The sequence below is a fragment of the Nonomuraea ceibae genome (assembly GCF_019396325.1).
In the GTDB taxonomy this organism is placed as follows: domain Bacteria; phylum Actinomycetota; class Actinomycetes; order Streptosporangiales; family Streptosporangiaceae; genus Nonomuraea; species Nonomuraea ceibae.
This window is the reverse complement of record NZ_JAHKRO010000069.1, coordinates 12,293-36,624: the sequence shown is the minus strand read 5'-3', so window position 1 is coordinate 36,624 and position 24,332 is coordinate 12,293. Positions and strand designations below refer to the sequence as shown.

Sequence of the window (24,332 nt, the reverse complement as noted above, 5' to 3'; positions counted from 1 at the left end):
CCGCCCGGCACGACCCGCCCGGCGGGGCCTGGTGTGAGGTGTGGGCCCCGGGGGTGGGCATGGAGATGCCTCCCGGGGCAGAGCCGGGAGGCGGGGGCTGGGCTGGTCATGCACGGGCGGGGACCAGGCGGGCGCCGAGTGCGCGGGCGCCGATCACCATGGCGGCCGCCGCGAGCACGATGTCCTTGAAGATGTACTGCGCCTCGAGCGTGGGGGCCCCGGGGAACAGGTTCGTGAAGAACAGCGCGTACGGGGCGAAGAAGCCGGCCAGCGCGCCGGCCATCACCACGAGCCCGGTCTTCAGGAACTTGCCGGTGACCAGCGTGAGCCCGATGAAGACCTCCATGGCGGCGATGACGAACTGCGCCGCGTAGCCGGACAGCATGCCGAACGACAGCTTCTCCAGCGTGGCCACGGACAAGGCCTCCGCCGGGCTGACCCCTGGGAAGAACTTGAGCGTGCCGAAGGCCACGAACACCAGGCCGAGGCTGACCCGCAGGATGTCGATGCTGTGCCGGGACAGCCAGCCGGCCAGCCCGGTGATCATGGTCTGGGTGGGGGTGACGGTGGTGTTCATCTCGCGCTCCCTGTCGGTGTCGTTCCGCGTTGGATCCAGAGTCGCGAAATCCAGGTCCGGTGACGTCGGCCCGCGGGAGGCAGTCGTCCTACACCGTCGCACGTACGCGGGGACCGGCGCGTACCGCCGTGGGCCTCGGGGATCGCCCCTAGGGACGGACGAGCGCCACGTCAGAGCGCACGGGCCCGTACGACGGCGGGCGTAACGGGCGGTGGTTGACCTGGAGAGCTGGCGGGTGCCGCCCCGCTGGTCGGGGCCTCTTCGGTGGAGCAGTTGGAGGAAAGTCTGGGCGCGGTGGACCTGGAGCTGACGGCCGGGCAGCGGGCGGTACTCGACGCCGCCCGCTGAGCCGGTCGCCGCTATTCGCTCTGCTTGAGGCGGGCGACGCCGATCAGGTCGTCGGGGGTCGCGTCGGGGACGTGGTCGTCGAAGCGGGACAGCACCCTGGTCCGGAGCGCGCCTGCCACCAGCAGCGCGATGAACAGCCCGAAGATCACGTAGATCAGCGCGATGCCGCGTCCCGGCCCGGTGCCGATCACGGCTCCGACGGTGCCGGCCAGGGCGCCGCCGGGGAGCATGAGCGGTTCGAGTGCCCGTTCGGCGAGCGGCGTCAGCACGCCGACGCCGAGCGGGATCGTGGACCAGGCCACCATCTGGTTGAGCGCGAACACCCTGCCGTGGTAGCGCTGGGGCACCTTGACCTGGATGATCGTCGCGTACACGCCGTTGACCAGCGCCAGCCCCAGCGACACACCGAACGCGCCGATGCCGATGAGCACGAGCGACCGGGTCAGGCCGACGAGCACGCAGGACACCGCGATCACCAGCGTGAGCAGCAGCATGCCGATCATGCGCCGGCGGCGGGGGCCGCCCCACAGGCTCATCCACAGGCCGCCTGCCGCCGCGCCCGCGCCGCCGCACAGCGCGATCACGCCGACCTGCGACAGGCTGGAGAAGGAGAGCACGAGCGGCGAGTAGAGCATGAAGACCGGTGACAGCACGATGGCCAGCAGCGCGAAGAACGCGACCATCGCCCGGAAGTCCCGGTTGCCGATCGACAGCCGGAACCCGGCCTTGATCTCGGCGCCGACCGATTCCCTGCGCTGGTGGGCGAGCGTGGCGGGGAAGCGCACCACGGTCAGCACGATGGCGGCGACCAGGTAGCCGATGATGTCGGCGATGAGGATGCCGCCGAGCCCGATCACGGACATGAGCCCGACCGCGGCCAGCGGGGCGACGAACTGGGCGACGCCCGCCGTCATCTGCGCGACGCCGTTGGCGTGCCCGAGGTAGCGCTTGGGCACGAGCTGCGGGATGGCCGACGAGTACGCGACCCGCTGGAAGGCCAGCGCCACCGACAGCATGGTGAGCAGCGGGTACAGGGTCCAGGTGTCGAGCCCGTCGGTGAACAGCAGGGCGGCCGCCGCGCCCTGGATGGCGAGGCCGGCGAGGCTGCTCGCGAGCATCACCTTGCGCCTGCTGGTCCGGTCGACGATGGCGCCGACCAGCGGCGCGGCGAGCACGCCGGGGATCACGGCGAGCACGGTCATCAGCGCCATCTGCGCGAGCCGCCCGGTGCTCAGGTAGATCCAGATGGGGATGGCGAACTCGGTGATGGTCGCGCCGGTGATCGTCACCATCTGGCCGAGCGCCACGGCCAGGAAGCGTCCGACGCTGGGTTCGGGTCCGGCTGTGGTCTCCGGGGAGGCGGCCCGGGGAGTGGAGGTGGCCTCGACGCTCCAGCCGGGGCCGCTGTCGCCGGGGGTGAGCGGGTCGCGGGAGAGGATCGCGGCCAGCTCCTCCGCCCGATATTTCAGGAAGTAGTGACCGGCTTCGCTGATCACCGCCAGCGTCGTGCGCCCGGTCATGAAGTGCCACTCGCGGTAGCGCTCCTCGTAGTACTCCGTCGTCGGGTCCTGCTCGCCCACGACCGACACGATCGGCGCCCGCAGCGGCGCGGCGTCGGCGTCCAGCAGTCCGGTGAAGTACTCCTCCGCCTGCCGCGCGTCGTGCCGCATGTTGCGCACGATGAACGCCCGCTGCTCCTCGTCGAGCTCGCCCAGGTCGGCGCCCATCGAGGTCAGCCAGGCGAGCTGGCCCCGGTCGCTGCGCCACCGGTCGCTGCCGGTGAGCTTCGCCCACAGGCCGAGCAGCCCGCGCGTCGGCCGGGCGAACGGGAAGATCCCGCCCAGGTAGACGGTCTCGATCTCGCGGCCTGCCTCCTCCAGCAGCCGGGCGATCGCCACGGTCAGCGCGCCGCCGACCCCGCAGTGCCCGTACAGCGACAGCGGCCCGCCGACCTTCTCCATGATCTCGGCCGCGCACTCGGCGGCCACCTGCGCCAGCGGCCTGGGCTCCTCGGCGAGGCCGAGGTCGTGGCCCGGCACGGCCACCGAGTACAGCGCCGTGCCCTCCGGCAGGGCGTCGGCCAGCGGCTGGTAGACGACCGCGCTGCCTCCGCCGTACGGGACGCAGACGAGCGTGCGCGTGGCCGGGCCGGGCGGCGTGAGCAGGTAGAGCAGCCCGCGCCGGGCCGACGGCTCGCCCGCCACGGCGGCCAGCCTGCGCACGGTCGGATGCTGGAACAGGTCCATCACGCTGACCGGCGCGCACTCCTCGGGCAGGTCGCGGCGGAGCCTGGCGACGACGCGGGTGGCCAGCAGCGAGTGGCCGCCCAGGTCGAAGAAGTCGTCGAGCGCGCCCACCCGGGGCAGCCCGAGCACGTCGGCCACGGCCGCCGCGATCACCTCCTCGACCGGCCCCGACGGCGGCTCGTAGGCCACGCCCTGGTCGGGGCGCTCGGCCTCCGGCTCGGGCAGCGCGGCCCGGTCGACCTTGCCGTGCGACTTCAGCGGCAGCCGGTCCAGCCACACGTAGCGGGTCGGCACCATGTACTCGGGCAGCGCGGCGCCCAGCGCCCGCCGCAGCTCGCCGACCGGTATCCGCTCGCCGTCGGCCACCAGGTACGCGACCAGCTCCAGCGCGCCGGGCTCGCCCCGGGCGTCGGCCACCGCGTGCGCGACGCCGGGCAGCTTGCGCAGCGCCTCGTCGATCTCGCCCAGCTCCACCCGGTAGCCGCGGATCTTCACCTGGAGGTCGCGGCGGCCCAGGAACTCCAGGTCGCCGCTCGGCAGCCAGCGGGCCAGGTCGCCGGTGCGGTAGAGGCGCTCGCCCCGGACGGTCACGAACTTCTCGGCCGTCAGGTCCGGCCGGCCGAGGTACTCGCGGGCCAGCCGGTCACCGCCGACGCACAGCTCGCCGGGCACGCCGATCGGCACCTGCCGCATCGCGGCGTCGAGCACGTGGACGCGGGCGTGCCCGAGCGGGCGGCCGATCGGCGTGACGGGGCCGCGGATCTCGTCGTCGGGCCTGACCGTGTAGGTGGTGACGCCCACGGTGGTCTCGGTCGGGCCGTAGTGGTTGACGATCTCGCACCGGCCCAGCGCGGCGAGCTCCCTGGTCTGCTGCCAGCTCGACCCCTCGCCGCCGAAGATCATCGTACGGCGGGGCAGCAGCTCCTCCGGCGGCACCTCGGCGGCCAGCGCGCCGAAGTGGGACGGGGTCATCTTCAGGTAGTCCAGGCCGTGGCCGGCGAACTCGGCCCCGGAGATCCGCGACGGGTACAGCTCCAGCGTCCCGCCGGTCATGAGCGCCAGGTAGAAGACCGTGACGCCGAAGTCGAACGAGAGCGACTGCAGCAGCCCGAACCTGGCCCCGTCCACGACGCCGAAGCGTTCGCGCACGTCGGACAGGTAGTTGAGGACCTGCTGGTGCTGGACGGCCACGCCCTTCGGCCGCCCGGTGGACCCGGAGGTGTAGATCACGTACGCCAGGTCGTCCGGCCCGGCCGACGGCCCGACCGGCTCGCCGCTCTCCTGCGGGACGCCGAGCAGCGGCCCGGCGAAGCCGCCCACCGGGGTGTCGGCGACCAGCGCCGCCGCGCCCGAGTCGGTCAGCAGGTACGCCAGCCGCTCGTCCGGCTGCTCGGGGTCGACGGGCACGTACGCGGCTCCGGCCTTGAGCACGCCGAGCACGGCCACGGCGAGCTCGGGCGACTGCTCCAGGCAGATCGCCACCCGGTCGCCGATGCCCACCCCGGCCTCGCGCAGCAGCGCGGCGAGCCGGTCGGCGCGGCCGTCGAGCTCGGCGTACGTGAGCGTGCGGCCGGCCTGGACGATGGCGGGGTGCGACGGGCGGGCGGCGGCGGTGGCGGCCACCATCTCGTGCAGCGTGCGCGCCCGGGGCGGCACCGGTTCGGCCCGGCTCCACGCGTCGAGGAGGGCCAGCTCCCCCGGCCCGGCGAGTTCGAGCTCCGACAGCCGCACCTCGGGGTCGTCGGCCACCTGGCGCAGCACGTTGGCGAAGTGGCCGGAGAAGCGCTCGGCGGTGGCGCGGTCGAACAGGTCGGTGCTGTAGACGAGGAAGAGCCGCAGCCCGTCGGCCCCGGGCGCCGCCTCCAGCGCCAGGTCGAACTTGGCCTGCGCGGTCCCCGGGTCGTAGGGCTCGGCCGTCACGCCGTCGAGCGCGAGCTGCCCGGCGGTCTCGGCGCCCATGACGAACTCGGCCTGGAACAGCGGCGTGCGGCTGAGGTCGCGGCGCAGGTCGAGGGCGTCGACGAGCCGGTCGAACGGCACGTCGGAGGCCATCAGCGACTCCATCGCCGTGGCGCGCACCCGGTGCATGAGCTCGCGGAAGGTGGGGTCGCCGGACAGGTCGGTGCGCACCACCAGCGTGTTGAGGAAGAAGCCGATCAGCGGCTCCAGCTCCTCGCTGTCGCGGGTGGAGACCGGGGTGCCCACGCACACGTCCTGCTGGCCGCTGTAGCGGGAGAGCTGCGCCTGGAACGCGGCGAGCAACGTCATGAACAGCGTGCAGCGCTCCCGCCTGGCCAGCAGGCCGATGCGGTCACTGATCCCGGCGGGCAGGGTGGTGACGACACGGTCGCCGGCGGTGGTCTTCACGAGCGGGCGCGGCCGGTCGGCGGGCAGTTCCAGCGCGGGCGCGTTCCTGAGCCTGTCGACCAGCGCCTGGGGCGGCGTGGCGTCCCGTTCGCGCTGCTCGCGGGCGTGGTCGGCGTACTGCAGGGTCAGCGGGGCCGGGGCCGGCTCGCCGTTGTAGGCGCGGGTGAGCTCGCGCAGCAGGATGCCGAGCGACCAGCCGTCGGCGGCGATGTGGTGCAGCACGACGACGAACACGTGCTCGCCGGGGCCGAGCCGGATCAGGCCGGCCCGCAGCGGCTGGTCCTCGACCAGGTCGAACGGCCGTCCGGTCCACTCGGCCACCAGCCGGGCGGCGCGTTCCTCGCCGTCGGGGGCGGCCAGGTCGACCCGGGTCAGGGTGACGCGCGGGTGCGGGTCGACGACCGCGACCGGCCGGCCGTCCTCGTCGGCGTAGCGGGTGCGCAGCACCTCGTGCCGGGCGGCGACGGCGAGGAGGGCGCGTTCGAGCGCGCCGGCGTCGAGCGGGCCGCGCAGGCGCTCGGTGACGAACATGTTGTAGGAGGCGTTGCCGGGGTCGAGCTGGTTCAGGAACCAGAGCCGCTCCTGGCCGGACGACAGCACGCGGGTATGGCCCGCGACCACGTGATCGGTAGTCATTGGGCTGTCTGCCTCCAAGACATGGGATCTATAAGAGAGCGGATTCTAATAGGAAAGAATCTTTTCTATTTAGATGATCGCCAGTCTCGCACCAACGAAGCGGCATGCGCAAGGGTGATGCAGCAGACAGGGTGGGGTCCCAGCTTGACTCCTACGGCAAATACATCGGACCCTTCGAGTCAAGATCGCTGTCTACTTGAGCGCCCCCGCGGTCATGCCGGCCTGGATGCGCCGCTGGAGGAGGACGTAGACGATCAGGATCGGCGCCATCGCGATCGTCAGGCCCGCGAACAGGCCCGAACGGTCACCGGCATAGCCCTGCTCGACCGCGAGGTTGGCCAGCCCCTGCGACAGGACGAACTTGCTGTCGTCGCTGACCAGCACCAACGGGATCAGATACTGGTTCCACTGGCCGATGAAGTTGAAGATGCCGACGCTGATGAGCCCCGGCTTGGCCATCGGCAGCATCACCCGGAAGAACGTGGCCACCTCGCCGCACCCGTCGAGCTTGGCCGCCTCCGCGACCTCCTCGGGCAGCGTGCGGAAGAACGCCACCAGGAAGAACATCGAGAACGGCAGCGAGTACGCGGCGTACACGAGGATGAGGCCGGGCAGCGAATTGCCGAGCCCGAGGTTCTGCACGACGAAGAACAGCGGGACGAGCGCCATGAAGACGGGGAACGTCATCCCGGCGATGAAGAAGTAGTAGAGCACGCCCTTGACGCGGAAGTCGAAGCGCGCGAACACGTAGGCGCCCATGGCCGACAGCAGCAGCGTCAGCACGACGCCGCCGCCGACGACGATCACGGTGTTGCCGAAGTACGTGCCGATGGAGGCGGTGTCCCAGGCGCGGGCGAAGTTGTCCCAGCGCAGGGCCTCGGGGAGCGACCACGGGTCGGCGACGATCTCCGGGTCGCTCTTGAGCGAGCTGACGACGGCCCAGATCAGCGGCACGGTCGACACGACGGCCCACAGGACGAGGAACGCCTGGGCGACGGCGATCGTCGGGCCCGCGGATCTGCCTCGCGGCCTGCGCGCACCGGTGGCGGCCATCAGAATTCGATCCTCTCTCGGCGGGTCGCGCGGAGCGTGAAGGCGGACAGGGCCAGGGTGACGACGAAGAGCACGACGCCCATCGCCGAGGCGTAGCCGAACCGGCCGTAGGAGAACGCGTTCTGGTAGAGGTAGAACGAGCCCACCTGGGTGGAGTCGTTCGGCCCGCCGCCGGTCATGATCTGCACGATGGCGAACGCGTCCAGTGCGGCGATCCCCAGGTAGACGGCCGCTGTGCGGATGTTCTCCCAGATGAGCGGCACGGTGATGCGGAAGAAGACCTGGCTCCTGGAGGCGCCGTCGAGCACCGCGGCCTCCAGCAGCGACGCGGGGATCGCCTTGAGGCCGGCGGTGAACAGGACGACGTAGAAGCCGACGCCGTTCCAGACGAGGACGGCGAGCACCGCCCAGAAGGCCAGTCTCTCGTCGCCGAGCCACGACGGCTGCACGTGCCCGAGCCCGATCGCGCGCAGCCCGCCGTTGAGCAGGCCGTTGATCGGGTTGTAGATGTTCATCCACAGCACGCCGATGATCGCGATCGACAGCACGTACGGGAAGAAGAACACGACCCGGTAGAACGTGGCGCCCCGGACGCCGCGGATCTCCCCGCTGCGGGGGCCGCCCGCGGCGTTCAGCATGAACGCCAGGAACAGCGCCAGCCCGATCGTGACGAGCGGCAGCGTGATCAGGAGGATCAGGTTGTTGCCGAGCGCCTTCCAGAAGACCGGGTCGCCGAAGAGCTCGGCGAAGTTGGCCAGGCCGATCACGTCGAACTCGGCCGACAGGCCCCGCCAGTCGGTGATGGCGATGTAGAACGCCTGCACGTACGGCGAGGCCACGAACACCGTGTAGAGGATGAGCGGCGCGGCGAGGAAGCCGACGATCACACGGCGCTGGTGCCGGTTTCGCATCTCAGTTCCGGGCCGCGTCGGTGAGGCGCTGCGCTTCCTTGGCGAGCTGGTCGGCCTTCACGTCGCCGTTCATGAACCGGCCCATCACCTTGGCGATGTCGTTCCACAGGCGGCTGTTACGGGTGTCGACGGTCAGGCCGAAGATGTTGTCGCCGGCCTCCTTGAGCGCGTCGTTGATGGAGACGAGGCCGTGCTTGGCGTCGGCGGGCAGCGTGGCGTTGCGGTTGGAGGAGAGCGCGCCGGCCTGGGCGATGAAGTTGGAGCCGCCCTCGTTCGAGAGCATCGCGCGCAGGAACTCCAGGCCGCCGGCGGAGTTGGCGGCGTCACGCGGCACGATGTACGGCTCGCCCGCCTTGGCGCACAGGGCGCCGAACGGCCGGTCGTCGGCGTCGGTGATCGACGGGACGCGGCAGATCGACATGTCGAAGCCGGCCGGGACGCTGTCGCCCATCTCCTTCTCCAGCCAGGAGCCGCCGGGGACGAATCCGGCCTTGCCCTGGAGGAACTGCATCTGGGCGTCGGTGTGGTTGAGGCCCGAGCTGCCCTTGAGCACCCAGCCGTTGGTGGGGATGGCCTCGAACGCCTTGAGCGCGGCGACGGCCCGCTCGTCGGTCCAGGCGTCCTTCTCGAAGTTGTTGATCTTGTCGATGACTTCCTTGCCCGCGACCTTGTAGATCATCGAGGCCAGCCACCAGAACATGTAGTACGGGAACTGGCCGGGGTAGGTCCAGGGGGCGATGCCGGCGGTGGCCATCTTGTCGCACAGCCCGAGGTAGTCGTCCCAGGTCTGCGGGTAGGTCCAGCCCTTCTCCTCGAACAGGGAGGCGCTGTACCAGGCACCGTAGGCGCCGTAGGAGTAGTTGAGGACGACGAACTGGCCGTCGTGCGTGCCGACCTCGACCACGCCGGGGCGCAGGGTGTCGCGCACGGGCACGGCTGGATCGCTCCAAGAGGGCGCGTCCAGCAGCGGGGCCAGCGACAGCAGGGCCTTGTCGCCGACGAGCGCGCCGTAGTCGATGGCGTTGGAGCCGGAGTTGTTGACGACGTCCGGCGGGTTGCCGGCGACGAAGCGCGGCTGCAGCGTCTGCTGGATCTGCTGGGTGGAGGTCTGCTTGACCTCGGTCTTGGGATGCTTCTTCTGGTAGAGCTCGACGGGCAGCTTGATGTAGGCCTGGCCGTAGCCGCCGTCGAAGAGCACGACCTCGACGGGCGTGCCGGCGGCCACCCCGAACGGATTGCCCGCGACGGCACGGCCCGTCGGGGACGCGGCGGGCGCCTGCTTTCCGCCGGACGTGGCACAGCCGGCGGCGAGCGCGCCGGCGACGGGGGACAGCGCCAGGAACGCCAGGACCGAACGGCGGGTCGGCTGGGGCTGCGACGGACGATCATGCATTCGGGTACACCTCCACAGGATTCGTACTCCTTTGACGATCCTGAGTAAGGTAAGCTACCTTACTAACATGGCTACAGCAACAGTTTTCCCGTGGAACTCCTTTGACGAGGCCTTTCGCAGCCAGCCCGAGTCGTTGGCGGACCTCGCCGGGGCTCTGCCGGGGCAGCTTGACCGTCACGGCGACGTCACCCGCCTCGTCGCCTTCGCGATCGGGGCCAGCCGCGCCGCCGCGCACGTGCTGGTCGCCGGGCTCACCGCGCGCGGCGTGGCGTGCGAGCTGCTGACTGGAGCCGATTTCACCGCCGACCAGGTGCGCCCGGAGACGACGTACCTGGGGGTCTCCCAGTCGGGACGCAGCGTCGAGATCGTGCGCGCGCTGTCACTGGCCCCCGAGGAGTCGCGGATGAGCGTCGTCAACCGGACGCCCTCGCCGGTGTCCGAGCTGGCCCCCCGGCACCTGTGGCTGGGCGGCGTCGCCGACTCCCGCGTGTCCACCGTCGGCTACACGGCCACCGCGCTCGCCCTGGCCATGCTGGCCGAGCACCTGACCGGCGGCGTCGACGAGCCGCGCTGGCGCTCGTTCGGCGAGCGGCTGGCCGCGGTGATCGACGGGCAGCGCGCGGCAGCCGGGCGCATCGCCGCCGACCTGGTGCGCGCCGGCCACCTCGACGTGGTCTCCTCCGGAGCGGGGCTGGCGGCGGCCGAGGGCGCCTCGCTGCTGTTCCGCGAAGGCGTCGCACTGCCTGCCTCCAGCTTCGACACCCGCTCCTACCTGCACGGATTCATGGACAGCGCCCGGCCGGGCACCGTCCACGTGATCGTCGACTGCGGCAGCGAGGCGCTGCTCGCCCGCCAGCTCGCCGACCACGGCGCCACCGTGCACCTCATCGGCGCCGAGCCGATCGCCTACGACGGCCCCGGCCCGCTGCACCAGATCCACCTGCCCGGGATGAGCGGCGCCGAGCTGTCCATCGCGGCCACCGTCATCTGCCAGATGGTCGTCCAGGAGGCCTGCGCGGCCACCGGCCGGCGCCCCGAGGACGCGGTGTTCACCCGCCTCGACACGAAGGTGGAGACGACCGCGTGAGCGTGGCCCCCCAGCCGCGCCCCGGCGTCGCGGGCCTCGACATCGGCGGCTCGTACCTGCGCGTCCACGTCGAGGACGCCGTCACCGGCGAGCACCTCGCCGGTCAGACCCTGCCCAACACCGACTGGAACGACCTGTCCACGGCCGGGCGCGCCGCGCTGATCCACGCCGCCACCGGCCAGGTGACGCCCGCGAGCCACCGGCTCGCCGCCGTCGGCGTCGGCGCCCGCGGCTGCGACTCCGAGGCGCTGACCAGGGAGCTGCACGCCGCCGTGGCCGCAGAGTTCGGCCCCGACGTCACCGTACGGGTCTGCAACGACGCCCTGCTGGTCGGCCTGGCAGGCGGGTACGACCATGCCGTGTCGGTGATCGCGGGAACCGGGGCCGTCGTCGGCGGCCGGACCCCCGACGGCGTCACGATCCTCACCGACGGGTGGGGCTGGCTGCTCGGCGACCACGGGAGCGCGCCGCGCATCGTCATCGACGCCCTGCGGCTGTACGCCGAGAGCCTGGACCGCGGCGAGGGCGACCGGGTGTTCCGCACGTTCGTCGCCGGCGCGTTCGACGTCATCGAGGACCGCCGCCTCCCCGGAGCGCTGGAGGGCGTGCGCGAGGAGCTGGGCGAGCTCGCCGAGAGCGTCTTCGCGTGCGCGGAGGCCGGCTCCCCCAGCGCGCGGCGGGCCATCGTGGGCAACGCCCAGCGGCTCGCCGGCAACGTCGCGGCCGCGCTGCGCCTCGGGGTCCGCGCGGACGCCGTCGTCGGCGCGGGCGCGGTCATGGTCAAGCAGCCGTCGTTCCGGTCCGCGTTCGCCGAAGCGCTGGTCGAGCAGGGCGTCACGCTGCCGCTGTCGGTCCTCGGCACCGAGCCGGTCTTCGGGGCCGTCCGGCTCGCCCACCTGGCATATGAGGAGCAATTCGCATGACATCAGACCTGCGGCAACTCGCCCTCGGCACCGTGCTGCCCGCGTTCGAGGGCACCACCGCTCCGCCGTGGCTGCTCGACCGGCTGCGCGAGGGGATGGCGGGCGTCATCCTGTTCGGCCGCAACATCGTGTCGCCGCAGCAGGTGGCGGAGCTGGTCCGGCAGATCCGCGAGGCCCGGCCGGACGCCGTCGTGGGGATCGACGAGGAGGGCGGCGACGTCACCCGCATCCACCACGACGAGGGCAGCCCCTACCCCGGCAACCGGGTGCTGAGCGAGAACGGCGACCTGGACGCCACCCGGGCGGTGGGCCGCGGCATCGGCGCCGAGCTGCGCGACCTCGGCGTCAACTACAACCTGGCGCCGATCGGCGACTACGTGACCGACCCGCTCAGCCCGCTGACCACCCGCTCCTACGGCCGCAGCCCGCGTGACAACGCCGAGCACGCCGCCGCCTGGATCGAGGGCCTGCAGGAGGCGGGCGTGGCGGCGTGCGTCAAGCACTACCCGGGGCTCGGCGGCTCGCTGCTGGACTCGCACCTGTCGCTCGGCCGGGTGACCGCCGGGCGGGCCGAGTTCGACGACGAGCACCTGCGCACCTTCGTCAGCGCGGCCGCCTCCGGCGTGGCGAGCATGATGACCGCGCACGTGGTGGTCGACTGCCTCGACCCCTCGGCGCCCACGACGCTCAGCCCCGCCGTGATCAGCCGCCTGCTGCGGGACGAGATCGGCTACGACGGCGTCGTCATCTCCGACGCGCTGGAGATGCACGGCGTGCTGAACCACGCCTCGTCGCTGCCCGCCGCCGCCGTGGGCGCGCTGCGCGCCGGCGTCGACGTGCTGTGTCTCGGGGCCGAGCAGTACGAGGAGGCGACCACCGCCGTCGTCGACGCGATCGTCGCCGCCGTGCGGTCCGGCGAGCTGCCCGCCGAGCGGCTGGAGGAGGCCAACCGGCGGGTCGCCGCGATGGCCCGCGCCTACCCCGGCACGGTCGGCGTGCCCGGCGCCGCCGACACCGCCGCCGAGCGCGCGGCCGGGCTGGCGGCGGCCTGGGGGGCGACCACCGTCGAGGGCGACGCGTCGATCGCGGGCAGCACCGGCGGCACTGTGCACGTCGTCACGTTCGACGACCGGACCTCCATCGCGGCCGGGCCCGTCCCGTGGGGCATCGGGCCGGAGCTGCGCGCGGCCGGCGTCGCGTTCGCCGACCACGTCCTGACCCCGCCGATCAGCGACCCGCCCGACCTGCCGGGCCTCGGGCCGTCCGACGTCGTCGTGGCCGTCGTACGGGACCTGCCCCGCCATCCCGCCAGCGCCGAGGTCTTCGACCGGCTGGACGCGCCGCGCCTGGTCGTCGTCGACATGGGCTACCCGGGGACGGACTACCCGCGCGCCACCGGCGTGGTCCGGACCTTCGGCGCCTCCCGGGCGAGTTCCGCCGCCGCCGTACGCGCCCTGACAAGACAGGCGTGACTCCGATTGGATGACCACATGCGTTCGCCGGAACTCCCCCCGACCCAGCGCCACGTCCTGAGTCACACGCTCGGCCACGGCTCGACCACCCGGCCCCGGCTGCTCGCCGCCACCGGCCTGTCGAAGCCGAGCGTCAACGACGCCGTCAGCGCCCTGGAGGAGGCCGGCTACCTGCGCCGCAACGGCAGGCACGTCCCGGCGACGGGCAAGCCGGCCGTGCTGTTCGAGGCGGCCGACGAGGTCGGCTGGGCGCTCGGCGTCGACCTGGGCAGCTCCCACGTCGAGCTGATGGCCGTCGACCTCGCCGGGGCGCGCACCACGCACGTGTCCATCTCCGAGCCGGTCCGCCCCGGCGAGGCCCGCCGCCGCGAGCCGTCGCCGCACGTCATGGAACGGGCGGCCCGGCAGCTCGCCGACTGGTGCGCCGGACGCGACCGGCTGCGGGCCGTGACGATCGCGCTGCCGCAGATCATCGACGCCCGCCGCAGCCAGGTGCCCGCCTCCGCCGGACAGGAGAAGGGCGCCGTCGCCACGCTGCTCGACGCGCTCACCGACCACTTCGACGGCCCGGTGCGGCTGGAGAACAACGTCAACTGCTCGGCGGTGGCCGAGATGCGGATCGGCGCCGGGGCCGACGTGCCGAGCCTGGCCTACCTGCAGCTCGGCGTGGGCGTCGGCGCTGGGCTCATCAACGAGGGCCGGCTGGTGCGCGGCGCGCACGGCGCGGCGGGCGAGCTGTCGCGGCTGCCGTTCCCGTGGGCCGACGGCGCCGAGCAGACCTCGCGCCACGCGATGGAGGAGCGGCTGGCGGCCTCCCGCCTGGTCGACTCCTACCGCTCGCAGGCTCCCGGCGCGGCCTCCGTCGGCGACGTGGTCAAGGCGATCCTGGCCGACGTCGCGGCCGGCTCGGCCGAGGCCAAGGCCGTGCTCGACGCGTACGTGCTGGACGTCGCCAGGGCGTGCGCCGCGCTTGCGGCGGTCGTCGACCCCGACCTGGTGGTGATCGGCGGCGAGATCGGCGACGCTCCCGAGGTCGTCGAGGCGGTGCAGGCGGCGGCCCGGCCGCTGCACGAGTTCGTGGCGATCTCCAGCAGCGTCGTCGGCGCGCTGGCCACCGTGCTCGGCGCCGTCATCCTCGGCCTCGAACAGGCCCACTCCGAGCTTCTCGGCGAGTACGCGGTGCACGCGACGGCCGCCGTCGACCGGCTGCGCGCCGAGCGGCCGTAGCGCGCCGGGCTCCCCCAGGCATGAGTCACCCGGCCTGGGGAAGCCAGCCGTCATGAGCAAAAAAGTCGAGGACTGGAGTGCGCTCGACGGCGCATCGAACAAGCTCGCGGGCCTGGTCGGACGGCTGACACGCCCCGACGCGATCAAGAACGCGCTGTCGGGCACCTGGCTGGGCCACTCGCTGCACCCCGTTCTTACGGACCTGCCCATCGGCGCCTGGACCATGGCCTCCTTCCTGGACGTGGCCGGAGGCGAGGCCGGGGCCGAGTCGGCGCGCCGCCTGGTCGGCGTCGGGCTGATCGCCACGGTGCCCGCCGCGGCGGCGGGGGCGTCCGACTGGTCGGAGACCTACGGGCCCGAGCAGCGGACCGGGCTCGTGCACGCGCTGTGCAACGTGACGGCGACCGCGCTCCAGGCTGCCTCCTGGGTCGCGCGCGGGCGCGGGCAGCGGCGGGCCGGGATGCTGCTGAGCGGCGCGGGCCTGGCCATGACGTCGATCGGCGCGTACCTGGGCGGGCGCCTGTCGTTCGTGCAGGGCGTCGGCGTCAACCACACCGCGTTCCAGCAGCCCGTCACCGACTGGACCGACGTCGCGGCGGTGGCCGAGGTGAGCGACGGCCGGGCGCACCGCGTCACGGCGGACGGGGTCGCCGTGCTGCTCGTCCAGCACGACGGGACGCTGCACGCGCTCTCGGCCACCTGCACGCACGCCGGCGGGCCGCTGGACGAGGGCACGATCGTCGGCGACGGCTGCATCCGGTGCCCGTGGCACGGCAGCACGTTCCGGCTCGCCGACGGCAAGGTGGTGCGCGGGCCCGCGACGGTCGAGGAGCCGCGCTGGGACGTGAAGATCGACAACGGCCGGGTGCTCGTCCGGTCCACGACCGGCGACCGGGAGCCCGTCCGGGCGGTGATCCGGAGCACCGAGCGGATCACCGCACGGGCCTGACCCCGAACGCCCGCAACCCCCGCCAACGGCACGTGCCGTTCTAATAGGCTGTCCACATGACGGACACCCCACGCACCCGGGCCGACGACCGGACCGAGGCCATCAGGCGCACCACGCTTGAGCTGGCCCAGGAGATCGGCTACGCCAAGCTCAGCATCGAAGGGGTCGCGGCCCGCGCCGGCGTCGGCAAGCACACGATCTACCGCCGCTGGCCGTCCAAGGGCGCCCTGTTCCTGGACGCGGTCCTGTCACCGCAACAGCCGGACCTCGACTACCCCGACACCGGCGACGTCATGGCCGACCTCCGCACGCAGATCCACCATGCCGTCGACCTGCTCGGCCGCCCCCCGTTCGGGCCGCTCTTCCAGTCGCTGATCGGCGAGGCCCAGCACAACCCGGCCGTCGCCGCCGAGCTGAACGAGCGCTTCACCAAGCCGCAGGAGGCCAAGACCGTCGCCCGGCTCACCAAGGCCAGGGAGCAGGGGCAGCTCGCCCCCGAGTTCGACCTGGACCTGGCCATGTCGATCCTGACGGGGCCGCTGTTCTTCACCCTCATGGTCACGCAGGAGCCGGTGACGCACGAATACGTCGACCGGGTGCTCGAGGCCCTCTTCGCCGGAATGCGCCCCCGCCCCTAGCTAGGCAGCGCGCCACCCTCATGGGGTGCGCACACGGGCTCGGCCTTCCAAGTCAGCTCCGTGGTCGTTCAGTGGGTGAACTCTGCGATGTTCGCGGTCTCGTGAGGTCGCCGCCCTGCCCGGGATCCAGGTCCGCCGCGCGGACGTCGCGCTCCACGATCTCCAGGGCGCGCTCCAGCGTCTTCCACCAGTCTTGGTCTTCAACGGCCACGCCGCAGTCTGGCGTCACGTACGGCTTCCCGGCAAGGGGGTCGTGACTGAAAGGAGGAACGTCATGGCGTTCACCGAGGAGGAGATCGCGTACCTGCGGTCGCAGCCGCTGGCGCGGATCGCGACGCTGGGGCCGGGCGGGCAGCCGGACGTGGTGCCGGTCGCGTTCGAGTTCGACGGCGAGCGGTTCTGGGTCGGCGGGTCGGGCGCGTCGGTGCTGGAGACGCGCAAGTTCCGCAACGTCAGGGCCGGCAACCACCTGGTGGCGGTGGTGGTCGACGACCTGGTGTCGATGGAGCCGTTCGTCGCGCGGGGGGTGCGCGTCTACGGCCGGGCCGGGGAGCCGGTGGAACGGGTCGGCATGGTGGGGCCCGGCTTCTACCTCGGCATCACGCCCGTGGTGTCGTGGAGCTGGAACCTGGCGGGCGAGCCGGTGGGCGCCACCTGGTACGAGGCGCGCAGGACAGTGCACTGAGGGCCGGGCCCGGGGTGGTTTCCGGGCCCGGCCACGGGGTCAGCGGGGCAGCGACGACCAGGGGAGGCCGTCGGTGGGCCAGAGTTCGGCCTGCCGCTTGAGCGTGTTCTCGACCCGGCCGCCGACGGGGCAGCGGTAGCCGTGCGGGGGCACGGTCAGCGAGATCAGGTAGTTGTCGATGGGCACCGTGCTGCACTCGTCCTTGCCGTAGATGCGGTGGCCCCAGCCTTCGTAGGTGAGCAGCACCGCCTTGCGGCCGAGCTGCCTGGCGACGTTGGCCGACCAGCCGTACGGGGTGGACGGGTCGTGCAGCGAGTTGCCGAGCAGCAGCGGCGCGCTGCCCTTGTAGCGCAGCCGGTGCTGCGGGTTGTTGGTGGGGTGGTTGAGGCAGACGGGCAGGTCCTCGATCGGCATCGGGTTGAAGCGCATGTCGGGGGCCCGGTGGGCGGAACTGCGCAGCAGTGCGGCGTATTCGCGGTAGTTGCGCACCCGCAGACTGTAGTCCTGGCACAGGATGACGGTCGGCAGGTGGGCGAGTTCGCCCTGCACGGGCTGGCGGCCGGGCAGCGGGGGCACCCAGTCGGGCGGGGTGCCGCCGTTGAGCGCGTTGATCATCTGGGCGAGGAGCTGCCAGGCGGGGCCTTCGGTGCCGAGGACGCCCTGCCACAGCACCTGCAGCTCGGTCATCGGCCGGTCGGGCACCCCGGGGTAGTAGAGCTCGCCGCGCCGGGCCTTGGCCAGCAGGTCCTTCCAGATCGCGCGGACGTCCTGGCCGTGCAGGGCGCAGCTCGGCTCCTGGTCGCACCAGCCGACGAACTGGTCGAAGGCGTCCTCGACGGCGGCGGCCTCGCTGTCGAGGAACTGCTTGACGCGCAGGCTGTGGTCCATGTTGCTGTCGAGGGCGAGCGCGCGGATCCGGCCGGGGAACAGCTCGGCGTACATCTGGCCGATCAGCGTGCCGTACGAGATCCCGTAGTAGGTGAGCTTCTCCTCGCCGAGTGCGGCGCGGATGGCGTCCAGGTCGCGGGCCACGCTGACGGAGTCGACGTGGTCGTACAGGGGGCCGGTGCGGGCGCGGCAGTCGGCGCGCAGCCGCTCGTTGTAGGCGGTCCACCTGTCGAAGTCGGCCTGGCTGGTCATGACGGCGTACGGCATCTCGTTGTAGACGGACGCCGAGCAGACCACGGGGTTGCTGCGGCCGACGCCGCGCGGGTCGAACCCGACGATGTCGAAGTGCCGCTGCAGTTCGGGGGTGAAGAAGCCGGGGGCGCCGTAAGCGGCTTCGACGCCGGAGCCGCCGGGGCCGCCGGGGTTGATCACCAGTGAGCCGATGCGGGCGGCGGGGTCGGTGGCCTTGCGCCTGGCCAGGGCGAGCTCGACGGTGGGGCCGTCAGGCTGTGACCAGTCGATCGGGACGGCCAGCTTGCCGCACTCGGCGGCGGGCTCCTCCTCGCACGGCGTCCAGGTGATCGCCTGGGGCGGCTGCTGGGGGCTCGCTCCGGCGGCCTGAACGGGTAAGACTGCCGCGACCGTGACGAAGGCGGTCGCCAGCAGGGTCAATCTTCTCTTCACATCGCTCCCATCGGTCATCCGGCCGAGTTAGATCATGCCGGGTCGGCAGGGCGTGCGAAGCAAGATGGGAAATGTCGTGGTTGACGGGCAAACGGCTGTCTTGACGGTGGGGGAAACAGCGATCTAGCCTCACTTTTAGGAAACTTTCCTAAAAGTAAAACCCCCCACCCCTGGAGACTCGTATGAGCCTTCGTCATCGTGCCGCCATTCTGGCGGGCGCCGCAGCCCTGGCCTTCGGCCCGGCCGTCCTCCTCGCCTCCCCCGCCGCCGCGGCGCCTACGGGATGCACCACCCAGTACGGCGCCGGCTCGGCGAGCAGCTTCTGCTCCTCCGGCACCGGCATGCACCAGGTCGTCGTCCTGCAGAAGCACGCTTCGCCGCTCGCCGGCCCCATCCTCGTCGTCGGCCCCTGTGTGCCGGTCGGGCAGACCTCGCACACCTCCATCACCCCCTGGCCCGTCGTCTCGATCCGCGCCAACACCTGCGGCTGAGCCGGCATCGGCGCGGCGGCCCCGGCCGCCGCCCCTTCGCGTGCCCCGGGGTCAGCCCGCGCTGCAGGAGACCGTCGGCCAGTTCCAGTTGCCGTTGTGCTGGATGGTCACGCCCCAGTTGTTGCCATTGCCGTTCGGCCTGGCGGTGAGCACCTGGGAGCTGGGATAACTGGCGCTGACGTTCCAGGTGGACAGGACCTTCGCCGGGGAGGGCACGTTCATCGTCACGGTCCAGTTGCTGGAGCCGCTGACCGCGACGTTCAGGTTGTAGCGGTCGCTCCACTGCTGGCCCGCCGACAGCGTCGCCGAGCACCCGCCGCTCCCGTTGCCCCCGTCGCCGCCGCCGGTGGTGCCGCCCACGGTGATGTTGGAGTTGCCGCTGCTCTGGTAGCCCTCGGTCGCCATGATCATGTAGTCATGGCCGCCCAGGTTCATGCCGTGCCTGGCCCAGGCGTCGAAGTGGTTGCCCGAGGTGATGGTGCCGCCGGTCTTCTTCGACTGCCGGACGCTCCAGTACTGGTTGAACGTCCTGGTCCCCTCGATCGACGGGGCGTTGTAGCGGGTCGTCTGGTAGATGTCGTACGTGCCGCCGTCGCTGGTGACCGTGCCCTTGTACGTGCCCGTGGGCCGATAGGTGCCCCAGTTGTCGACGATGTAGTACTCGACGAGCGGGTTCCTCGTCCAGCCGTAGAGGGTCAGGTAGGCGTTGCCTGACGGGTTGAAGCTGCCCGAATAGCTGACGGTGCGGCGTCCGCCGGTGCTCCAGCCCTTGCCCGCGACGAAGTTGCCGGTGTTGCGCCACGAGGTGCTGTAGTTGCCGCCGGAGCCCAGCTCCATGGAGACGGTCCCGTTGCTGTCGGTCCAGAACGAGTAGAAGTAGCCGTTGTTGGTGCCCGTCTGGTTGGTCGTGATGGCCGCGTGGGCGACGCCGGGGAGCATCGCCGTGGCCACGGCCACCGCCACGACGCAGGAGCGGGCGACGAACCGCCTGATGGGTCCGCGGCGTTTCGGGGGTGCGAGGGGCTCGTTCATGTGCGCGCTTCCTCCTCGAAACTATCGGCGAGTTGGCGAAAGTATCGGCTCGAATTTGTCAAGCTGTCAATGCCGCCCACTCGTCACGATGCCGAGATCCCGGCTCACCTGCGCAGTTGTCCCGATGAAAATTTCGTACGGCTACCGAAACATCAGCTCGCCCCCCAGATCGGCCGGTCCGGGTCGCCGGGCGGGAGCTTCGACAGGATCAGGGCGACCTGGTTCCAGTCCCCCACCTCGACGTTGTCCCTCATCAGGCGCAGCCGCCGGGCGATCTCCCCGTGCCCGGTCAGGAAGTTCGCCACCCCCTCCTGGATCTGCCCGGTCACCGCCTCGTACCCCGACGCGCCACCCTCCCCCTTGAGGAACGTGGCGCCCAGGTCGTCGTCACCCCAGAACGCGCCGATCGCCTCCAGGTCCCTGGCCGCCTCCCCGACGAACCGTCCGAGCTCGTCCCGCTCGACGTCGAACGCGTGCGCCGCCGAGCGCATCACGTGCTTGTGGATGTCCATGCCGTCCTCCTCAGCTCGCGGGTTTGTGCGCCATCGTGAAGTAGAGGAGCAGCCGGCCCAGCGTCTCCTTCCACGTCGGGATCAGCTCGGCGCCCTCCTGGCCGTTCATGGCGTCGTACGAGGGGCCGTATCCGATGGAGCCGCCGGCCACCCGGCTCAGGAAGTAGCGGACGTCGGGATTCTGGCTGATCTTGCCGGCCAGGGGCATCGCGGCGTCGAATGCGCCGTAGAAGGCGACCGAGGCGGCGAACTCCTTGAGCGCCTGCGTGGCGTTCTGCTCCAGCGAGCCGGGGTCCTCCCCGCGCAGCGCCTTCACGCCCGCGACCACGGCCACGTCCCCGACGGCGAAGAAGGTGCTGCCGATCGTGTACTCCGTGAGCTTGGCCAGCACGATTTTGGCGACGCTGTGCTCCAGCAGCTTGGCCAGCATGCCCGCCTGCGCCCGGCGCATGAGGAACTGGCTGATCTGGTACGCCGTCCCCGCCTGCCAGGGGAAGGTGGTGATGAAGATGAAGCTGGCGAAGTTGGCCAGCGCCAGCGTCCAGTACGTGTGCCGCGCGGTCTCGATGACCTCCGCGTACTCGGTGCACGCCTGGCTGTTCTGCCGGCAGCGCTGGGCGAGCCTGGCGGCGTAGCCGGCCGTGGGCGGCTGTGGATAGAGGCCGGCGGTGACCGCCTTCTTGAAGGCGTCGACCCCGGCCCCGCTGTTCTGCCTCCACACCGTCTCCGCGGCGGCGAACGTCTTGTCCGGGCTCCGCTCGACGCGTTCGGCCAGCCTGGCCCACACCTCGGCGGCCTGGCGGGCCTTGGCCGGGTCGCCGGTCGGGTAGTCCACGGCGAGCATCTTGAAGACGAACCCGGCGATGCCCAGCGCGCCGAACCCGTAGATGCTCGCGCGGCCCGGGTTGATCCTCAAGGCCGCCGCCCGCGGTCGCCCCCGGCGCCCGGCCGGTCGCCGCTCGGGCCCGCGCCGTCCAGCACGGTCTCGGCGATGAAGGGGGCCACCAGGTCGCCCGCCTCCCGCTCGGCGTCGCGGGCGGCCCGGCCCGCCGCTTCGAGGACCGCCGCCGCCAGCTCCGCGGAGCCGAGCCGCATGGCGCGCGGGTCGATGGTGAGCCCGGTCAGCGCCCCCGTCTGTGTCACCTCGGCCACCACCCGGCCCTCGGCGGCCTCCCCCCGTCCCTTGACGGCGGCTATCCGGCCGCTCAGCCTCTCGATCGCGGCCACGTCCTGCCGGAACTGGTCCAGCAGCCGGCCGAGCTCCTGGTCGCCGCCCGCGTTGAACGGATCGCCCGGTGAGGTCATCGCGTCTCCTGACTCTCGTGATCATCGCTGTACGAGAGTTAACCAGGAGGAAATACCGGCTATTTCCCTCTTTGTCAGGCGAGCGGCACGGGCACGCCCCGCTCATCCTCCCCGCGCGGCCCGAAGATCCGGCGCTCGCCGGCGGCGATCGGCAGGTCGTTGATGCTGGCCTCGCGCCGCCGCATCAGCCCGCTCGCGTCGAACTCCCACAGCTCGTTACCGTAACTGCGCCACCATCCCCCGGCCGCGTCGCTCCACTCGTACTGGAAACGGACGGCGATCCGGTCGGCGGTGAAGGCCCACAGCTCCTTGCGCAGCGCGTAGTCCAGCTCCCTGGCCCACTTGCGGGTCAGGAAGCCGACGATCTCCTCCCTGCCGGTGACGAACTCGTCCCGGTTGCGCCAGACCGAGTCGGGTGTGTAGGCGAGGGACACGCGGCGCGGGTCACGGGTGTTCCAGGCGTCCTCGGCGGCCTGGACCTTGGCGCGGGCGCTCTCTTCGGTGAAGGGCGGAACGGTCATGAGCTCTCTCCTCGGTCAGTCTTCTTCGAGCGTGATCGCCTGGACGGGACAGGCACGCGCCGCCTCCTCGACGGCGGGCCAGTACGCGTCGCCGGGCTCCGCGTCGTAGACCAGCTCGTCGTCGGCGTCGAGGCTGAACGCCTCCGGCGCGGCGAACACGCACTGGGCGTGGATCTGGCACAGGGCGTCGTCGACGCGGACCCGCATCACGCCCTCCTCTCGGCGGCCTGGGCCGGGTTGAAGCGCGAGTAGCCGCCGAACGACCAGCGTTGCGGAAGCCCTCCGGTGATCTGGACGGCCCGCTCGACCTCGAAGTCGACGAGCCGGTGGGCGCCGGGCACGGCCGCGGCCCGGCCGGGGTCCCAGTCGACGCGGGCCCGGCCGGTCAGCTGCAGTGTGTCGCCGTTCTCCCAGTCGAGGAACAGCAGCCCGCAGCGGGGTTCGACGGCGAGGTTGCCCAGCGTCATGAACATGGAGTTGCCCGTGTAGTCGGGCCAGGTGAGCCGCCCGTCGCCCGTCACGGTGACGAACCCGGGGTTCCCGCCCCGGTGCGAGGCGTCGGCGCCCTGCCCTGCCGCGTAGGTGGCGACGAAGAAGGTGTCGGCCCCGGCGACCCACCGCCGCTGGTGCTCGGTCAGCTCGCCGGTGACGGCCGCCGCCCGGCCCGGCGAGGGCAGCTCCTCGAGGTACGTACGCGTCTGGATGTACTTCGGGCAGTTCGCGTACACCTGGTGGGTGCTGGTGACGAGCCGGTCGCCGTCCCTGCGGGCCAGGCCGTTGACCCGCATCCGGCGCCGCCCGGAGGGCTCGATGACGAGCATGCCGAGGTCGCGTTCGGTGTCGAACAGGCCGGCGAGCGGATCGCCCGTGCCGGGCAGCCGGTCGGTGACCACGGTCCGGTCGTCCGGGGCGGTGACGAACCCCGGCGGGCCGGTGATCAGCCCGGCCCAGGCCGCGCCGGTGTCGTCGGCGGCCGCGATCACGACCAGCCGCTGCTCGCGGAGGAAGTTCGCGGCGACCGGCGGGACGGCCGCGCCGACACCCGCCGATCCCCATCCGTCGGTGGTCAGCCCGGCCCGGCGTTGCACCACGTGTTCGCCGTGGTGGAGCACGGTCGGCTCCTTTCCTGGCCGCTGGGTTCTAGAAGAAGCCGCACGTCGGCGCGCCCTTGGTCGGCGCGGGTGCGGTGTCGGCGCCGGAGGGGGCGTAGATCTCCAGGCGGATGCCGTCCGGGTCGGTGAAGAACACGCCGCCGGACGAGGCGCCCTCGCCGTGCGGGACGACGCCGTCGTGCAGCGGCTGCACGCCGAGCCCGCGCAGGACGGCCTCGGCGCGGTGGACCGCCTCGATGTCGGGGGCCTGAAACGACAGGTGGTGCAGGCCGGGCCGGTCCGCGGGGAACGCGCCGTCGCTCTGCTGCCACAGCGTGACCATCAGGGCGCCGTCGCGGCCGAGGAGGGCGTAGCGGCGGTCGCCGTCGGTCTGCTCGTTGTAGATCTCCAGCTCCAGGACCTGGCGGTAGAAGGCGGTGGAGCGGGCCAGGTCGGTCACGTTCAGGCCGACGTGGCCGGTCCGCAGGGCCAGTGCGCTCATGCGAGTCCTCCGGTTTTTCTCATGGTTAAAGGCAAGTACGACCGTTAGAAATATGGCGGACGGTCCTCACGGTGTCAAGCTGCCGGTAGCGTTAGAAGTGTGGATGTGGCAGACCTCACCGGTGGCGGCGCTCCCCAGCTCGGGGAGCTGCCGCCGATCGAACTCGGCAACACCACGCATGCCGTGCGCGGCCAGGTCCTCGACGGCCTGCGTACCGTCGAGCACCTCGCCGCGTGGCTGCGCGACGTGCGCGACCGGCTCGCCGTCCCGCTCTCGGACGCCGACCTCCTGGGCGTGACCGGCGACGACCTGCGTCACGCGCGGGAGCTGCGGGAGGCCGTACGCGCCCTCGCCGCCGCGACCGTCGCCGGGCAGGAGCCCGAGCCCGGCTCGGTCGCGACGCTCAACGCGCACGCCGCCCGCGCCCCGCGCTGGCACGAGCTGCGCACCGGCCCGGAGCCGCAGGCCGTCGTGCGCACCGCCGGGCGCGCCGTCGACGCCGCGCTCTCCGCGCTGGCCGAGGACGCCGTCACCCTGTTCGCCGGGCCGCGGCGCCACGAGCTGCGCGCCTGCCAGGCCCCGGGATGCGTGCTCTACTTCCTGCGCGAATCCGCGCGGCGCGAGTGGTGCTCGGCCGGCTGCGGCAACCGGGCCAGGGCCGCCCGCCACTACGCCAAGGTGCGCGGCACGAAGAAGCCCTCCGGGACCGCATAGCCCGGAGCCTCCAGGCTAAGCAACCGCAGTTGACTAAATTCGAAATAGTCAACTACGGTTGCTTGCATCTTCCCCTGACG

At 72.0% G+C, this 24,332-nt stretch carries 23 protein-coding genes; 9 read left to right on the top strand and 14 right to left on the bottom strand.

The features are described 5' to 3' along the window. Positions 1 to 106 precede the first annotated feature (106 nt). The 5 genes from KME80_RS32515 to ngcE form a co-directional block, all read right to left on the bottom strand. The gene (locus KME80_RS32515; RefSeq protein ID WP_219510345.1) at positions 107 to 577 is read right to left on the bottom strand and encodes a DoxX family membrane protein; all 471 of its coding nucleotides are present in this window, start codon (positions 575 to 577) and stop codon (positions 107 to 109) included. A gap of 359 nt (positions 578 to 936) precedes the next feature. Further along, positions 937 to 6,174, bottom strand: a complete 5,238-nt coding sequence (locus tag KME80_RS32510; RefSeq protein ID WP_219510344.1) for a non-ribosomal peptide synthetase/MFS transporter — start codon at positions 6,172 to 6,174, stop codon at positions 937 to 939. A 192-nt stretch (positions 6,175 to 6,366) separates the two neighbouring features. Further along, positions 6,367 to 7,227, bottom strand: a complete 861-nt coding sequence (locus tag KME80_RS32505) for a carbohydrate ABC transporter permease (protein ID WP_219510343.1) — start codon at positions 7,225 to 7,227, stop codon at positions 6,367 to 6,369. Next, the gene (locus KME80_RS32500; RefSeq protein ID WP_308126015.1) at positions 7,227 to 8,114 is read right to left on the bottom strand and encodes a carbohydrate ABC transporter permease; all 888 of its coding nucleotides are present in this window, start codon (positions 8,112 to 8,114) and stop codon (positions 7,227 to 7,229) included. Before KME80_RS32500 ends, KME80_RS32505 begins: the two co-directional genes overlap by 1 nt. Positions 8,115 to 8,139: 25 nt before the next feature. Beyond that, positions 8,140 to 9,531, bottom strand: a complete 1,392-nt coding sequence (gene ngcE, locus KME80_RS32495) for an N-acetylglucosamine/diacetylchitobiose ABC transporter substrate-binding protein (protein WP_219510341.1) — start codon at positions 9,529 to 9,531, stop codon at positions 8,140 to 8,142. Between the two features lie 67 nt (positions 9,532 to 9,598). Between ngcE and KME80_RS32490 the strand changes: the two genes are divergently transcribed. The 7 genes from KME80_RS32490 to KME80_RS32460 all read left to right on the top strand — a co-directional run bounded on the left by KME80_RS32490 (position 9,599) and on the right by KME80_RS32460 (position 16,512). Then, positions 9,599 to 10,618: a hypothetical protein gene (locus KME80_RS32490; protein ID WP_219510340.1), complete on the top strand. Its 1,020-nt coding sequence runs from the start codon at positions 9,599 to 9,601 to the stop codon at positions 10,616 to 10,618. Further along, positions 10,615 to 11,541: a BadF/BadG/BcrA/BcrD ATPase family protein gene (locus KME80_RS32485; RefSeq protein WP_219510339.1), complete on the top strand. Its 927-nt coding sequence runs from the start codon at positions 10,615 to 10,617 to the stop codon at positions 11,539 to 11,541. The genes KME80_RS32490 and KME80_RS32485 overlap by 4 nt, the downstream gene beginning before the upstream one ends. Next, positions 11,538 to 13,013 carry a glycoside hydrolase family 3 N-terminal domain-containing protein gene (locus KME80_RS32480; protein ID WP_219510338.1) on the top strand — a complete coding sequence of 492 codons (1,476 nt, stop codon included), beginning with the start codon at positions 11,538 to 11,540 and terminating at the stop codon, positions 13,011 to 13,013. The genes KME80_RS32485 and KME80_RS32480 overlap by 4 nt, the downstream gene beginning before the upstream one ends. An 18-nt stretch (positions 13,014 to 13,031) precedes the next feature. Next, positions 13,032 to 14,240, top strand: a complete 1,209-nt coding sequence (locus tag KME80_RS32475; protein WP_219510337.1) for an ROK family transcriptional regulator — start codon at positions 13,032 to 13,034, stop codon at positions 14,238 to 14,240. A 52-nt stretch (positions 14,241 to 14,292) separates the two neighbouring features. Further along, on the top strand, positions 14,293 to 15,189 hold the full coding sequence (locus KME80_RS32470; protein WP_219510336.1) for a Rieske (2Fe-2S) protein: 897 nt from the start codon (positions 14,293 to 14,295) through the stop codon (positions 15,187 to 15,189). A 56-nt stretch (positions 15,190 to 15,245) separates the two neighbouring features. Beyond that, the gene (locus tag KME80_RS32465; protein WP_219510335.1) at positions 15,246 to 15,827 is read left to right on the top strand and encodes a TetR/AcrR family transcriptional regulator; all 582 of its coding nucleotides are present in this window, start codon (positions 15,246 to 15,248) and stop codon (positions 15,825 to 15,827) included. 274 nt (positions 15,828 to 16,101) lie between these two features. Further along, the gene (locus tag KME80_RS32460) at positions 16,102 to 16,512 is read left to right on the top strand and encodes a PPOX class F420-dependent oxidoreductase (protein WP_219510334.1); all 411 of its coding nucleotides are present in this window, start codon (positions 16,102 to 16,104) and stop codon (positions 16,510 to 16,512) included. Positions 16,513 to 16,551: 39 nt separating this feature from the next. Here the strand turns inward: KME80_RS32460 and KME80_RS32455 are convergent, their stop codons facing one another. Continuing rightward, complete coding sequence (locus KME80_RS32455) at positions 16,552 to 18,084, bottom strand: alpha/beta fold hydrolase (protein WP_219510332.1); 1,533 nt, start codon at positions 18,082 to 18,084, stop codon at positions 16,552 to 16,554. A 182-nt stretch (positions 18,085 to 18,266) separates the two neighbouring features. Between KME80_RS32455 and KME80_RS32450 the strand changes: the two genes are divergently transcribed. Continuing rightward, the gene (locus KME80_RS32450) at positions 18,267 to 18,575 is read left to right on the top strand and encodes a hypothetical protein (protein WP_219510330.1); all 309 of its coding nucleotides are present in this window, start codon (positions 18,267 to 18,269) and stop codon (positions 18,573 to 18,575) included. A 51-nt stretch (positions 18,576 to 18,626) separates the two neighbouring features. Here the strand turns inward: KME80_RS32450 and xynA are convergent, their stop codons facing one another. From xynA to KME80_RS32410, 8 genes are all read right to left on the bottom strand, one after another. Next, positions 18,627 to 19,607 (bottom strand): endo-1,4-beta-xylanase XynA, encoded by a 981-nt coding sequence (xynA, locus tag KME80_RS32445; protein ID WP_219510328.1) that lies wholly within the window; start codon positions 19,605 to 19,607, stop codon positions 18,627 to 18,629. A gap of 152 nt (positions 19,608 to 19,759) precedes the next feature. Beyond that, entirely contained in the window at positions 19,760 to 20,119 is a 360-nt protein-coding gene (locus tag KME80_RS32440; protein ID WP_219510326.1) for a hypothetical protein, read from the bottom strand. A gap of 10 nt (positions 20,120 to 20,129) precedes the next feature. Further along, entirely contained in the window at positions 20,130 to 21,035 is a 906-nt protein-coding gene (locus KME80_RS32435; RefSeq protein WP_219510325.1) for a WXG100-like domain-containing protein, read from the bottom strand. Beyond that, positions 21,032 to 21,424, bottom strand: a complete 393-nt coding sequence (locus KME80_RS32430) for a YbaB/EbfC family nucleoid-associated protein (RefSeq protein WP_219510323.1) — start codon at positions 21,422 to 21,424, stop codon at positions 21,032 to 21,034. The genes KME80_RS32435 and KME80_RS32430 overlap by 4 nt, the downstream gene beginning before the upstream one ends. Positions 21,425 to 21,498: 74 nt before the next feature. Next, positions 21,499 to 21,945, bottom strand: coding sequence for a nuclear transport factor 2 family protein (locus tag KME80_RS32425; RefSeq protein ID WP_219510321.1), 447 nt, complete (start codon positions 21,943 to 21,945; stop codon positions 21,499 to 21,501). A 15-nt stretch (positions 21,946 to 21,960) separates the two neighbouring features. After that, a complete protein-coding gene (locus KME80_RS32420; protein WP_219510319.1) occupies positions 21,961 to 22,152 on the bottom strand; it encodes a ferredoxin in 192 nt (63 codons plus the stop codon). Then, complete coding sequence (locus KME80_RS32415) at positions 22,152 to 23,057, bottom strand: pyridoxamine 5'-phosphate oxidase family protein (RefSeq protein ID WP_219510317.1); 906 nt, start codon at positions 23,055 to 23,057, stop codon at positions 22,152 to 22,154. Before KME80_RS32415 ends, KME80_RS32420 begins: the two co-directional genes overlap by 1 nt. A 28-nt stretch (positions 23,058 to 23,085) precedes the next feature. After that, complete coding sequence (locus tag KME80_RS32410; protein ID WP_219510315.1) at positions 23,086 to 23,538, bottom strand: VOC family protein; 453 nt, start codon at positions 23,536 to 23,538, stop codon at positions 23,086 to 23,088. Positions 23,539 to 23,637: 99 nt separating this feature from the next. Here KME80_RS32410 and KME80_RS32405 point away from each other — a divergent pair, with 99 nt between their 5' ends. Next, positions 23,638 to 24,252: a CGNR zinc finger domain-containing protein gene (locus tag KME80_RS32405; protein ID WP_308126014.1), complete on the top strand. Its 615-nt coding sequence runs from the start codon at positions 23,638 to 23,640 to the stop codon at positions 24,250 to 24,252. Positions 24,253 to 24,332 lie beyond the last annotated feature (80 nt).